We start from the raw sequence: 13,607 nt of genomic DNA, 5'->3' as shown, positions 1-13,607 counted from the left end.
TTTGGTTAACCTGCGGCTAAATCTGCACGTGTAGAGAAACGATAACCTGTACCACGTACGGTCTGAACAAATCGGTCAACACCAAAAGGTTCTAAAACTTTACGTAAACGACGGATATGTACATCGATGGTACGATCTTCAATGTATACATTACCGCCCCATACCTGATCGAGCAACTGGGCGCGTGTATATGCACGTTCCGGATGGGTCATAAAAAATGCAAGTAAGCGATATTCTGTTGGTCCCATATCTAAAATGCTGTTGCCGAAGCTTACGCGTTGGCTTACAGGATCAAGAATTAAACCATTGGCATCAATTGTTTTTTCACCGCTTAATGCATTTGCGCGGCGTAAAACAGCCTTAATACGAGAAACCAATTCGCGGGTAGAGAATGGTTTGGTCATATAGTCATCTGCACCGGCATCTAGACCTTGTACTTTATGGTCTTCTTCACCGCGAGCGGTCAACATAATGACTGGAATTTCTGCTAAGTTTTCATCACGTTTTAAGCGGCGGCACAAATCAACACCACTTACGCCTCCGGGTAACATCCAATCGAGCAAGATAAGCGCCGGACGTTGGTCGACGATAATTTGATGAGCTTGTTTGGCATCTTCAGCCTGTAAACATTGAAAGCCTGCCATGTCCAAAGAAGTATGGATCATTTCACGAATAGGAAGCTCATCATCGACAATTAAAATATAGTCATCTTTCACAGCGTAATACCTTGTAGATTTTAACGGTGAACCGTTTTGTAGTTATGACAGGCTTATTACAAAGATTAATTATGACAATTTCATTGCAGAAAAGTCTATAAAATCGAATGTAGCAATAATTTGTGACAAAAATACGGCAAGCACATGACCAAATGATGACAGGACTGTAAAATTTTTCTTAAAACCATTCAAGGTGTTATGAGCTGACCTTGAGTCGTATCTTTCGATTAAACAGAGTGTCAAAAAACTTTAATATTATTTTGAAACTTTTGCTAATAGCGCTAAGAAAACGATACGGCATGCGGTTAAAACTTGTTCCAGAGACTGTTCAAAGCCGCCCATGACCCATCGAATCGCAATTTGTGTGACATATCCATTTAAGCCAGTTGCAATTAAAGAGAGTTCATTTTCCTTGTGCTGTATTTGTGGCATGGTCAGCATAACAAAGGCTTGAATCATGCGATCAAACTGGGCAAGCGTTTCTTGAATGGTAGCCTGATTATGTAATTCCTGAACCAGTACTGCATCGACATAGACAATACGAGCCAGTCTTGGATCGTCTTTTAAAGTCGTGAGCAGTGCTCTTAAACCAGCGTCCACCATTTTTTCCGGATCTGGTGCTGCCTTAATGACAGCTTGCATCAAGTTCTGCTGTAACTCTTCAATCATTTTTAAAAAGATGGTCTGGAATAAATCCTCACTCTTTTTAAAAGATTCATAAAAATATCGTTCGGTGAGTTTTGCTTCTTGGCAAACATCCTTTACCGTCACTGAAAAAAAGCCAAGGGTTCCATAAGTTGCAATACCGGCTTCAATGAGTTTTTCGCGGCGTGCCTCTTTACGTTCAGAAAGAGATAATCCTTTGAACTGACGTTCTTTACTCACAGCTTTTGTTTTCTTTTTACTGGTTGAGTCGTTTGTCGCCATAACTAAATGGTTTCCTGATTTTTCGGTTTTTCGGCAAATATGGGGCCTATGATAAAGCTGTCAGCACAATTGTGCCAATCTATCTGAAATTACAGTGTACTATATTGACAATGAATATTGTCAAAATTATATTAAAAGAGTCTAAAGTGCACATGCAATGAACCGATTGTGCAAATCGAAAAACAAAGGATGGACAATGAAAAATTTTAAAAACAAAGTCGCTGCAATTACGGGCGCAGGTTCTGGCATTGGGCAACAATTAGCAATTCTCTTGGCGAAACAAGGCTGCCATCTTTCATTGAGTGATATTAATGAAAAGGGACTAGAGAAAACTGTTGAGCTATTAAAACCCTACGGAAATATTAGTGTAACCACTAAAAAACTTGATGTTTCTGACCGTGAAGCGGTAAAGCAGTGGGCACAAGAAACTGTGCAAGACCACGGTGCGGTTAACCTAATTTTTAACAATGCCGGAGTTGCTTTAGGCTCAACTGTAGAAGGTGCAACCTACGAAGATTTAGAGTGGATTGTTGGGATTAACTTCTGGGGTGTGGTTTACGGGACGAAGGAATTCTTACCGTTTATTAAGCAAACTCAAGATGGTCATATCATCAATATTTCAAGCTTATTTGGTTTAACAGCTCAGCCGACCCAGTCTGCCTATAATGCGACCAAATTTGCGGTACGTGGTTTTACCGAATCGTTACGCCAAGAATTAGATATTGAAAAATGTGGCGTAAGCTCGTTATGCGTACATCCGGGTGGTATTCGTACCAACATTGCTAAAGCTGCAAAAATGAGTGATAGCTTGTGTACTTTAGGTATGGATCCAAATAAATCGATTGAAAACTTTGATAAGTTTCTGCGTACCCCGCCAGAAGAAGCAGCTCGTCAAATTCTAGATGCGGTTTTGAAAAATAAACGCCGTTTACTTATTGGTAGTGATGCAAAAATTCTTGATGCATTCCAGCGTTTGTTCCCGACTGGATACCAACGTGCTTCAACCATTGTGACAAAATGGATGAAATAAGATTTAAATTCAAAAAAGCCATCAATTGATGGCTTTTTTTATCAGACTTAAGCTGCTTTAAATCAGAACTTTGATCTTCTTTTTCTTCCAAATAAACTGGTAATACAAGCCTTGAACAATACACAGACTAACAAATGCCAAGGCATAGGCAATCCAGATTCCTTTAAGTCCCCACATTGAACTAAACCAGTAAGCACATGGTATTTCAATAAATAAAATAGCCGAGATATTTAATAGCATTGGGACGGTCACGGTACCACTGGCACGCATAATCGATGCAAAAATAGCACCTGCACCAAAGAATAAAATTGCCCAAAGTACAATAAATAAAAGTTGTTGTCCTAGTACCACCACAGTTGGGTCGGTAATAAATAAAGCCATTAGGTATTTTGAAAATAAATAGCCCAGTGCGATTAGGGTACCTGTAAATAAAAAGTTCATACCTAAAGCCGTGCGGGTAACACGTGCAAGTAAGTCTGATTTACCTGCACCAATCGCTTGTGCTGCAAAAATTGAGGCTGCAATTGAGATTGATAAAGCAGGAAACTGAATATAGTTAAGGACTTGGTTTACAGCACCATACGCCGCTGTCGCATGCGCTCCAAAACGGTTAACTAAACCTACAATCACGAGTCCTGCCATAGACGTCGTAATCATTTGAATACCGGTTGGAACACCTAAACGCAAAATAATTTTGCTAAGTTCCGGATTATGACGGATATGTTGCAAAAGCTGGCGGTTGGGCCGAAGGGGATGCTTTTTCTTATTTAGATAAATCGCAAGAAAAATTAAGATAGCCACATAGCCTGTAATGGTTGCAATTGCTGGAGCAATAATGCCGAGAGCAGGGAAGCCAAAATAACCCTTAAGTAAAATAGGGGTAATGACTAAACCGATTACACTGGTTAAAGCAAGCGCCAGCAAAGGGGTAGTGCTGTCACCTACACCACGTAAAATTGAGGTATAGATAATATAGACAAATAAAAGCGGACTACCTGCCAACATCCATTGCACATAAGGTAAAGAAAGATGCATTACCTTTGGGTCAGTACCTAAAAGCTCTAAAATATTGTGGGCAAAACAAACACCAATAATTGCAGTAATTACCCCACCAATTAGTGTCATAAATAGAGTAGAACCGACGACACTTTGAACCTTTTCAATATTTTGTGCGCCCCAAGCTTGTCCTACTAAAACAGTGGTACCGGTTGAAATCCCGATAATAAAGGCGAGTAGCAAGAATAAAATAGGGAAAAACACAGAGACTGCGGCAATTGCATCGACCCCCATCATTTGTCCAACAAAGATGGTGTTAATGGTGCCGGAAAGGTTTTGCAAGATATTGGTTGCAATGAGTGGCAATAAGAAAACAAAGAATGTTTTCCATAGATTTTGCTGATGAATTAAAGACTGTCTTGGTGGCATGTATTCTCCATCGCCCATTTCTTTGATGAGCGGGGCGGATATTCAACTTAGCACATTTAGGTGAAATTTCTTGTAGTGTTTTACTGTGCTAAGTTTCTAAATTTATTAACATTCATTCAAGATTTCTCCTGCTTTTTGCAATGTTTCATCATTTTTAGCAAAACAGAAGCGGATCAAGCGTAAAGGCTCTGGCGCTTGCTGGTAGAAAACCGAAACTGGAATAGCCACAATTTTATGTTGTTCCGCAAGAAACTGGCACATTTCAACATCGTTTAAGTCAGGTCTAATTTGACTGTAATCAAGATTTTGAAAATAAGTACCTTGAGAGGGCTTAATTAAAAAACGACTATTCTGAATCGCTTGATTAAAACGATCTCGCTTAGTTTGATAAAACTGCGAAAGTTCCTGAATATGTTCCGGATGTTGCTGCATATATTGCGCTAGCGCAATTTGACAAGGTGTCGTACCACAGAAATTTGCATATTGGTAAATCTGGCGGAATAGACGCATTAACTCTGGTGAAGCCACGCAATAACCCGTTTTCCAGCCTGTTACATGGAAGGTTTTACCAAAAGAACCAATCACAAAACTACGCTCTCTAAGCTCTGGAAAATGCAAAGCGCTAAAATGTTGGTGGCCATCAAAAACCAAGTGTTCATAGACTTCATCGGATAAAACCACAATATTTTTATCTCGAATCAGTTCAATAAGTTCTAACCAATCTTGTTTTTCCCAGATAGTACCAGTTGGGTTGTGGGGTGTGTTCACCACAATCATACGGGTTTTGTCATTAATCAGATCTTTAACTTGTTGCCAGTTCACCTTAAAGTCAGGTGCCTGCAAAGCAATACGAACAGCTTTACCACCGGCTAACTCAACAGAAGGGCCGTAACTGTCATAGCTTGGGTCAAAAATAATGACTTCATCACCCGCATTAATGCATGCCTGTATGGTACAAAAAATTGCAATGGTTGCACCCGGCGTAATCGTGATTTGGGTGACAGGGTCAAGTAGAAGCTGATCACGCTGCTGAAACTGTAAAGCAAGCTGCTCGCGTAGTGCGAGAATACCGTCACCGGGCGGGTACTGATTATGTCCAGCCAAAGTTGCCTGAGATAATGCTTCGAGCAGAGCATGAGGGGCAGGGAAATCTGGAAAACCTTGTGAAAGGTTAAGTGCACCCAAACGCTGTGCCATTGCCGTCATGGTACTAAAAATAGTGACCCCTTGAGCGGGCAATTTTGATTGAAGCTGTAGCATATTATTCTCTTAAAGAAATTATTTAGGTTATAAAATCGATTCAATTGCTGCGCGGATTACACCTAGAGTTAAACCGATAAATGCACCGACCACAACGCCGTTTACGCGAATCATGTGTAAGTCACCACCGACTTCATTCTCAATTTTTCCAATCATTTCACGCGAGTCCCATTCATGAATGCGCTCACTTACATAGCGTATGATTTTATGGCTATATTGGTCTGTAAAGTTCAGGGCAAGTCCTGTCATTTCTTTGTTGAGAACATTGCGTACTTTTACATTTTGAACAAGATTTTCACCCAGTTGTTGAATGGCAGCTCTAAGGTTCATTGCAATGCCAGAGTCTTCTTTCATTAAATCTTCTTTAATCGCATCACATAAAATAGTCACCGCGCCACTAATGAAGTTTAAGACTTGAGGACTGTCGAGCAGCGCATCTTTACCGCTATTTAAGCGTTGACTTGCCACACTGTCAGGATTGGCTAACTCCAGCATGAGCGAGTGTGCAACAGTTTCAATTTCCTGACGCCAAGGGTGTTCTGGGTCGGCCAGCATCGACTCTACTTTTTCAACCAGAGAGTCGATGGTACGTTGCTGCACATCAATTCCAATCCAGCTTGCACCTTTTGCAAGTGACCAGACGCCCAGCGCTTTAAACATTTTTCGGGTCAATTCACGGGTTTTATCTGGATTTTGTACCACCCACTCATGCGCGATATCGAGACCACGTTGCAATACGTCTTGATGGAAGTCATTTTCCAATACCGCACGGAGCATTTCGCTCGCGAGTTTATTGACTTGGGTGTTACGCACCCATTGCACGCTGTTGTTTTGCACAAAATTAGCAATTTGCTCTTGGCTAACAAACTCAAAAATTTTCGGAACAGTTTGCTGAATGAGCTGTACCACTTGCGTGTTGTTTTGTGGGTTGGCAAGCCATTGCCCAATGGCAAGGCTTAAATCGGTTTTTTCTAAACTTCGTTCTACTACTTGAGGTGACAGGAAGTTTTCCTGCACAAATCGGCCCATTGACTCTGCAATACGAGCCTTATTGCGCGGAATAATTTCGGTATGATCCCGTAAAAATTTAGGGATAGGAAGCTTACCAAATGGGTTTCGAAACAAAACGGTAATGGCATACCAGTCTGCGAGTCCACCCACTACACCAGCTTCCGCACCTAACATTAAAATATGAATTAAGTTCGTATACTCTGGCAGAAAGCGATTGGCAATCAATAACCCTATCCACAGCACCACCACAATAACAAGTGCCATTGTCGCGAAATATTTGCTGCGTTTTAGATTGGGTGCATGGTGTACTTCTTCTGCCATATTCATACGGTCATCCTACTCATTTTTGTTTTACTGGCGGCTCAGGTGGCGGCAACAACTCGCCTGTCGGACTTAAGCCATATTTTTGTCCGATAGATCTGAGAATTAACGTTGCATCAAAAGCGTCTTGAGGAGCCTGCTTTTGATCGCGATAACATTCAATAGTATACGACACTTGAACAGGGTCGATATTGACCACTTGAGGGAAATCATAGAACGGATCATGCCAGAAACCCGGATAACGACGACCATAACCATATGGGTAGAAACTCGGTGCAGACGGGTAAACCACAGCCTGACGAGGTGGTTTTTGGCTTTGATTACTTGGGTCATTTTGCACTTTAAAAAAGCGGAAGCCTTTTTGTACAGTCGTTTGTGCTGATTTCACCAAAGTAATTTCTTCAGCTGTTCCATAGCTCATATTTGAGTCAGCTTGAAAGCTGATTCGAAATGTTTGAGCATTTAATGGATAGGCCGAAAACTGTCCAAGCTGATCAAATGTTTTTGGCTTGCTTGGTAGGGTTGAACAAGCACTTAAAGTTAAGGCAGTGCCCAAAGCTAAACAAAGAGAGAGATATTTCATGGTGAACTCCCTGCTGAGCATGAAAAAATAAATGACTCAGCATTAAAAATAGAGAAGTCTTAAAAACTGCTGTTCGGTTCTAATAAAAATTCGGTTTCCTCTGGTGTTGAGACACGCCCAAGGATGGCATTGCGATGAGGATAACGTCCAAAGCGATCAATAATCACTTTATGTTTTTTCTCAAAGCTTAAATTAATTTCATTGCCGAGGCGTTGAAATAATTTTAAGGCAAACTCATGAATCTGTTTTGATTCACTATGCATAAATGGCATATATAAAAACGAGCGTTGCTCTGGGTTAAGCTGTGCATCGAGTTGCAAACTAATTGCTTCTTGTGACAAAGCTAAAGCAAGGCTGTCGTAAGCAAAAGATTCAGGTTGATCACGATAAATGTTGCGAGAAAACTGATCTAGCACAATAATCTCTGCAAGACGACCTTCTGGTGTTTTTCGCCAAGACCAGAGTTCTGCTCGAGTTGCCTGACGATGAACGTCTGCAAATTGATCACGAATTTTTGTGTCAAACTCATCACTTTTTGCAAACCAAAGTGAACGGTGTTCAGGTGAAAACCAGAAGTTTAAAATGTCTTGATCGTTCATGATATTGACAACTCTTTAGCAATTATTCTTCAATAAAATCACAATTCTTTCGTGTCTTAAATAACAAGATTGTGATAAAAATTGCCAAACTGAAATGATGTGATCATATCAATAGCCGTATCATGTCACGATTTTGTATATAGTGATCTTTTATAAGCGAGCAAATGCATGAGTCAACCCACTACACCATCTCAATCAGTTATTCCTGCTTGGGTGGATTCGTCGCTACTACAAGGCATGTTACGTGGAATAGAACGTGAAAGCTTACGTATGCAAAGTAATGGGTTCTTATCACAAGAGTTACATCCAAAGGCATTAGGCTCAGCTTTAACACATCCAAAAATCACCACAGATTATTCTGAAGCGTTGATGGAGTTTATTACTTCACCACAGCCAACCATTGGCGATGCTTTGCATGAGCTTACAGATATTCATGCAGTTGTACACCGTCATTTAGAAAATGGTGAAAAACTCTGGCCGTTGTCTATGCCATGTATGTTGGATGACAATGATGAGCGCATTCGTTTAGCTCAGTATGGCACGTCTAATATTGGTCGCTTTAAGACGCTTTATCGCCGTGGTTTGGGGATCCGCTATGGACGCCGTATGCAAACCATTTCAGGCGTACACTATAATTTATCTTTTCCTGATACTCTTTTTTCTGCTTTGCAGGAACATGAAACTGACGAAAAATTAAAATCACTCAGTCTGCAAGATTATCGTAGTCATCGCTATTTTGGACTTATCCGTAACTTTATTCGTTTAACGCCGCTGGTTATGTTTTTGGTCGGGGCGAGCCCTTCGGTTTGTCGTTGTTTTTTGACGGGCCATGAACATCATTTGTTGCCTTTAATCAAAGGGTCATACTATTTGCCGTATGCTACAGCGCTACGTATGGGACGTTTAGGCTACCAAAACTCGGCACAAAAAAGTTTAGGTATTCACTACAACAACTTATCTGGTTATCTGGCTGGTTTACAAAAAGCTGTACATTCTCCTTACCCGCCATTTAGTCGTTTAGGGTTAAATGATGCATCAGGTGAACCGCTGCAAATTAATGACCATGTTTTACAAATCGAGAATGAGTATTACAGTCTCGTGCGTCCAAAACAGGTGCCACACGCAGGTGAAACGCCATCTCAAGCCTTGCAAAATCGAGGAGTGGGTTACGTTGAACTTCGTGCAGTGGATGTAAATCCATATTCGGCAATTGGTTTAAATGAAACAACGGCTGGTTTCCTTGAGGTCTTAACGCTTTATTGTTTATTAAGCGATAGCCCTGAGTTGTTATGTCCAGAGCAGGATTTGATTGAGAAGAACCAGACAGAAGTGGTTAACCGTGGTCGAGCACCAAACGCCACCATTACTGATTTAAACGGGTCTTACCATATTGAAGATTGGGCACGTCAGCATATTTCTAACATGCAAGACTGTGCTCATTTACTCGATCAGACCTATGCTACAAAACTGTACAGCTCGGCTTTGGCCGTAATGCAAGAACGCATTGATGAAGTAGATGAGACTCTATCTGCTCATGTGATTGATGACACATTAAAGCACGGTGGAACCTGGAGCTTTGGCAGTCATATGGCACAGTTACATGCTGAAAGTTATGAAAAGCATGAAATCAGTGCAGAGACTTTGCAATATTTTGAACAATTGGCTGCACAATCTTTACAGCAGCAAGAACAACTTGAACAAGATAGTCAGATCAGTTTTGATCAATATCTTGAACAATATAGATAAAAATGAGGTTTTACATGCGATTAAGTTACCGTTTGGTGAGTGGACTACTTGTACTGGCAAGCATTGTCGGCATGTCTTTTGCGTTGTATTTGGAACATGTAAAAGGGTTAGAGCCATGTCCGCTCTGTATTTTTCAACGTGTTGGCTTAATGGCAATGGGTTTTGTGGCGCTTATTGCATTTTTGCATAACCCTGTTTCCAATGCGATTAAACGTTTTTATGCGTTTTTAGCAGGTATCGCAATTTTATGGTCAGTGGGCGTAGCAGGGCGTCATATTTGGCTACAGCATTTACCACCAGACCAAGTACCAAGTTGTGGACCGGGTTTAAATTATTTAATTGATGTTTTACCTATGAAAGCAGTTTTACAAGAAGTGCTTTCTGGTTCAGGCGAGTGCGCGGCAATTGGCTGGACCTTTTTAGGTCAGTCTTTACCAGTTTGGTCATTGGTTTATTTCCTTTTGCTATTACTTGTTTGTTTATGGCAGTTATTCCGTTTTTATCCAGTATTTAAGACTGCTAAAAAGTGAGTTTAACGTGATTAAAAAAAGCTCAACTCAGGTTGAGTTTTTTTTAATCATATTCGAATGAGTGAAGATATAAGAAAAATTGATAAAAATAACGAATAATTTTGTAGACAGATAGTTCTGTTTTTTATAAAGTGCAGCCGTTTATACATCCTTATGATTATAAAAAAATGCTTTTTAATATATTTAGTGTCTTGGAAAAAATAGGGCTAAATGCTCAGAAACGTGCTATTCACGTACAATTTTCTAATGAACTACTCAATAACCAAGTATTCTTACAACGTATAGAAGGCCAACATCAGTTGAATGGTGGCCTAATGGCGGAGTTGATCTGTCTTTCAACCAATTCTCAAATTGCACTGAAGCAATTTATTGGTGTGCAAGTCGCTGTTGATCAGGTCACAGATTCGGGACAATTGTTCCGAACAACAGGTATTGTGACTGAAGCCAGTTATGGGCAAAGTGATGGCGCTTTAACGCTTTATAAGCTGACTTTAGAAGATGCGACAAATTTATGGCACAAACGCCGTAATAGTCGTGTTTTTATGAATAAAAGTATTGTAGAAATTACCGAAGTTCTATTTAAAGAATGGCAAGAAAAAAGTCCACTTTTTGCTGCGAGTTTAAGTCTAGACTTGGGTGGTTTAGGTCAAAACTATGATATTCGACCGTTTACCATGCAGCACAATGAGTCTGATTATGACTTCCTTACGCGTTTATGGCGAAGTGAAGGCATTAGTTGGCTTATTGATGAATCAGAGCTTTTTGTCCCTCATTTTACTGCACCAATACAAGCTCAAAAACTACGATTAATTGATGACAATAGCCAGTATCAGGCTTTAGAACGTCGTAGTATTCGCTATCACAGAAGTAGTGCAACTGAATATCAAGATAGTATTACTGGTTTTGTTGCAGTGCGGAGTCTGCAACCGACAGCGGTGCATGTGCAGCGCTGGCAACCTGATGCGTTAGCACAAGAAGAGGGTAATGGTTCGGTTGTTACCACGCATACACACTCAGACAACTTTGACTCAGCCACTTTAAGTCTTGAACAAGCATGGCATGTAAGCCCCGCTTGGATGCAAGATTTAAAAGGGGAAGATCAGGCAACAGCTTCAGGCAGTGGCCAATTAGAAAAATTAAATCAGCACTTCACCGACATGCATGCGAGTCGGGCCAAATACTTTAAAGCCTATAGTAGTGTCCGCGATAGCCAAGTCGGCTATTGGTTTAATCTACGCGAGCACCCTGAAATTGATCAGCATGAAGGGGCAGATCAAGAGTTCTTGATCATTGCTAAAAACTTTTATAACCAAAATAACTTACCTAAAGACTTACATCAGCAAGTTAGCCAGTTATTAACCCAAAGTCGTTGGGATCAACATGGTTATGATGATATAGAGCGTCAAGGTAATGAGCTGACTCTAATACGCCGTCAAATCAAGACTGCACCTGAATATAATCCAGAGCAGCACCGACCAATTGCCTATCCACAACGAGCAAAAGTCGTGGGGCCAAAAGGAGAAACCATTCATGTCGATGAATGGGGACGCATTAAAGTACGTTTTCTATTTACCCGTAGTGATGATCATGGCCATGACGGTGGTGCAGGTAGCAATGACAACGATACTGACTCAGCTTGGGTGGATGTACTGACTCCTTGGGCAGGAGAAGGCTATGGCGCACGTTTCTTGCCACGTATTGGTGAGGTAGTTGTTATTGACTTCTTTGATGGCAATATCGACCGTCCATTTGTGACTGGGCGCATCCATGAAGCGCAGCGCTCACCAACCAAGTTCGATGTAAAAGGGCAACTTCCTGCAACTAAAAAATTGAGCGGGATTCGCAGTCAGGAAATCAATGGTAGTGGCTTCAACCAATTACGCTTTGATGACACAACCGGACAAATTAGTACCCAACTCCAAAGTAGTCATGCAGCAACACAGCTGAATTTGGGTAACTTAAGCCATCCAAAAGAACAAGAGACGAGCCAAGGCCGTGGTGAAGGTTTTGAGCTGAGAACAGATGCTTGGGGTGCTGTGCGTGCGGGTAAAGGCATGCTCATTAGTACCTATGCACAAGAGCAGGCGATTGCAGACCATTTAGAGGCTGCTCAAGCACAATCTTTACTTTCACAAGGCTATGAAAGCATGAAAATGCTCAGTGAAGTTGCAGCTAAGCAACAAACTGATGCTTTGAATGTGATTAATCGCTTACCCAAATTCATCCAGTCGCTTGAGTTAAAAACCACAGGACAGGCATTAGATAGTACGGTGAACCTATTTAAAGAAGGGATTAATAACGACCCAATTCACGCACTAAAAAGCTGTGGTGGCTTTATTCAAGACATTGGTGCACTAGGTGGAAATACAAAAGGCGTTGTAGATGAATTTAATGCTTTCTTTACCGATGCCAAAGATGCGGTAGAAAACTTAAAAGCGTTCATCGAAAACGTTGAAGAACATGGTGCAGACATCGTTAAAGGAAAACTTGCCAGCATTAAAGACCGTATTCATAAAAATCCATTTGAAAGTATTCAAGAGGTCGGAAAAGTCTTAGCCAATGTCGAGACTAAAGACTTTGACATGATGAGTGTGTGCGGAACTTTTAGTAAAGGCAGTAAATTAGAAATATCACCTTCTAAAGCATTGAGTTCTTTGCAAGGCTTTATGGAAGGTTATACCCAAGGTTTAGAAAGCAGTTCCGATACTAAACAGCAAGAACAAGGCAAAATCTTTAGACAAGCGCTTATGTTATTAGCATCGCCAAATGGCATTGCCTTGACGACACCTGAAAATATTATTCTGCAAGCATCGCAAGATATTGCCGAAAGTGCCAGCGGTTCTATTAATTTAAGTGCACAAAAAAATATTATTGGGCATGCACAAGACAAAATCAGTTTGTTCGCTGCGCAAAAGGGTTTGCGTGCTTATGCAGCAAAAGGAAAGCTCGAACTACAAGCACAAGATGATGCTATTGAAGCAATTGCCAAGAAGGTCATCAAGCTCATTTCTACTGAAGATAAAATCGAGCTTACGAGTCCTAAAGAAATTGTATTAACAGCTGGTGGGTCACAGCTCAAAATTAATGCCAATGGCGTGTTTTCAACAACAGGCGGTAAGTTTGAAAGTAAAGCTGGGCAGCATTTGTTTACGAGTGGGGCCAAGGTTTCTTATGAGGTTCCTCAACTGCCAAGTACCATGATGTACAGTAATAAATTAGATGTTTATGATTTATTTTGGGATTTTGATTTATCTAGATTGTCTTATGTAGCTAAGTTTAAAAATGGACGAGTTTCGACTGGCTCGTTGGATGAGAATGGTCGTACTGCACGAATTAGTTCTGATTCTTCAGAACCTGCTGAAGTTTTTGTGGATACAAATACGGATTGGGTTGTTGAAATTGAAGAAGAAGTTTCTCAAGTTGAATCTCAAAATCAAGATATTAAATAAATATATACGG

The 13,607-nt window shown here is 40.7% G+C and carries 11 protein-coding genes; 4 read left to right on the top strand and 7 right to left on the bottom strand.

All coding sequences use genetic code 11. The features are described from left to right. Positions 1 to 5: 5 nt before the first annotated feature. A complete protein-coding gene (phoB, locus tag ABLB96_RS02085) occupies positions 6 to 716 on the bottom strand; it encodes a phosphate regulon transcriptional regulator PhoB (protein WP_000650776.1) in 711 nt (236 codons plus the stop codon). 255 nt (positions 717 to 971) lie between these two features. Next, entirely contained in the window at positions 972 to 1,643 is a 672-nt protein-coding gene (locus ABLB96_RS02080) for a TetR/AcrR family transcriptional regulator (RefSeq protein WP_348896562.1), read from the bottom strand. A 196-nt stretch (positions 1,644 to 1,839) separates the two neighbouring features. Between ABLB96_RS02080 and ABLB96_RS02075 the strand changes: the two genes are divergently transcribed. Continuing rightward, positions 1,840 to 2,673: an SDR family NAD(P)-dependent oxidoreductase gene (locus ABLB96_RS02075; RefSeq protein WP_348896561.1), complete on the top strand. Its 834-nt coding sequence runs from the start codon at positions 1,840 to 1,842 to the stop codon at positions 2,671 to 2,673. Positions 2,674 to 2,730: 57 nt separating this feature from the next. Here the strand turns inward: ABLB96_RS02075 and ABLB96_RS02070 are convergent, their stop codons facing one another. The 5 genes from ABLB96_RS02070 to ABLB96_RS02050 all read right to left on the bottom strand — a co-directional run bounded on the left by ABLB96_RS02070 (position 2,731) and on the right by ABLB96_RS02050 (position 7,872). Beyond that, positions 2,731 to 4,098, bottom strand: coding sequence for an MATE family efflux transporter (locus ABLB96_RS02070; RefSeq protein WP_348896560.1), 1,368 nt, complete (start codon positions 4,096 to 4,098; stop codon positions 2,731 to 2,733). A 105-nt stretch (positions 4,099 to 4,203) separates the two neighbouring features. Continuing rightward, positions 4,204 to 5,358, bottom strand: a complete 1,155-nt coding sequence (locus ABLB96_RS02065) for a pyridoxal phosphate-dependent aminotransferase (protein ID WP_348896559.1) — start codon at positions 5,356 to 5,358, stop codon at positions 4,204 to 4,206. Positions 5,359 to 5,385: 27 nt separating this feature from the next. Then, positions 5,386 to 6,696, bottom strand: coding sequence for a DUF445 domain-containing protein (locus ABLB96_RS02060; RefSeq protein WP_348896557.1), 1,311 nt, complete (start codon positions 6,694 to 6,696; stop codon positions 5,386 to 5,388). 13 nt (positions 6,697 to 6,709) lie between these two features. Further along, the gene (locus ABLB96_RS02055; protein ID WP_348896556.1) at positions 6,710 to 7,273 is read right to left on the bottom strand and encodes a hypothetical protein; all 564 of its coding nucleotides are present in this window, start codon (positions 7,271 to 7,273) and stop codon (positions 6,710 to 6,712) included. Positions 7,274 to 7,332: 59 nt separating this feature from the next. Continuing rightward, positions 7,333 to 7,872: a DUF924 family protein gene (locus ABLB96_RS02050; protein ID WP_348896555.1), complete on the bottom strand. Its 540-nt coding sequence runs from the start codon at positions 7,870 to 7,872 to the stop codon at positions 7,333 to 7,335. 168 nt (positions 7,873 to 8,040) lie between these two features. On the opposite strand from ABLB96_RS02050, the gene gshA reads away from it, so the two are divergent. The 3 genes from gshA (at position 8,041) to ABLB96_RS02035 (ending at position 13,597) form a co-directional block, all read left to right on the top strand. After that, positions 8,041 to 9,618 carry a glutamate--cysteine ligase gene (gene gshA / locus ABLB96_RS02045; protein WP_348896554.1) on the top strand — a complete coding sequence of 526 codons (1,578 nt, stop codon included), beginning with the start codon at positions 8,041 to 8,043 and terminating at the stop codon, positions 9,616 to 9,618. Positions 9,619 to 9,632: 14 nt separating this feature from the next. Further along, positions 9,633 to 10,148: a disulfide bond formation protein B gene (locus ABLB96_RS02040; RefSeq protein ID WP_348896553.1), complete on the top strand. Its 516-nt coding sequence runs from the start codon at positions 9,633 to 9,635 to the stop codon at positions 10,146 to 10,148. Between the two features lie 167 nt (positions 10,149 to 10,315). After that, positions 10,316 to 13,597 (top strand): type VI secretion system Vgr family protein, encoded by a 3,282-nt coding sequence (locus ABLB96_RS02035; protein WP_348896552.1) that lies wholly within the window; start codon positions 10,316 to 10,318, stop codon positions 13,595 to 13,597. Positions 13,598 to 13,607 lie beyond the last annotated feature (10 nt).

This window comes from Acinetobacter sp. XH1741 (assembly GCF_041021895.1).
GTDB lineage: Bacteria > Pseudomonadota > Gammaproteobacteria > Pseudomonadales > Moraxellaceae > Acinetobacter.
The sequence above is the reverse complement of the archived record's forward strand: the minus strand, read 5'-3'. Positions and strand labels throughout refer to the sequence as shown.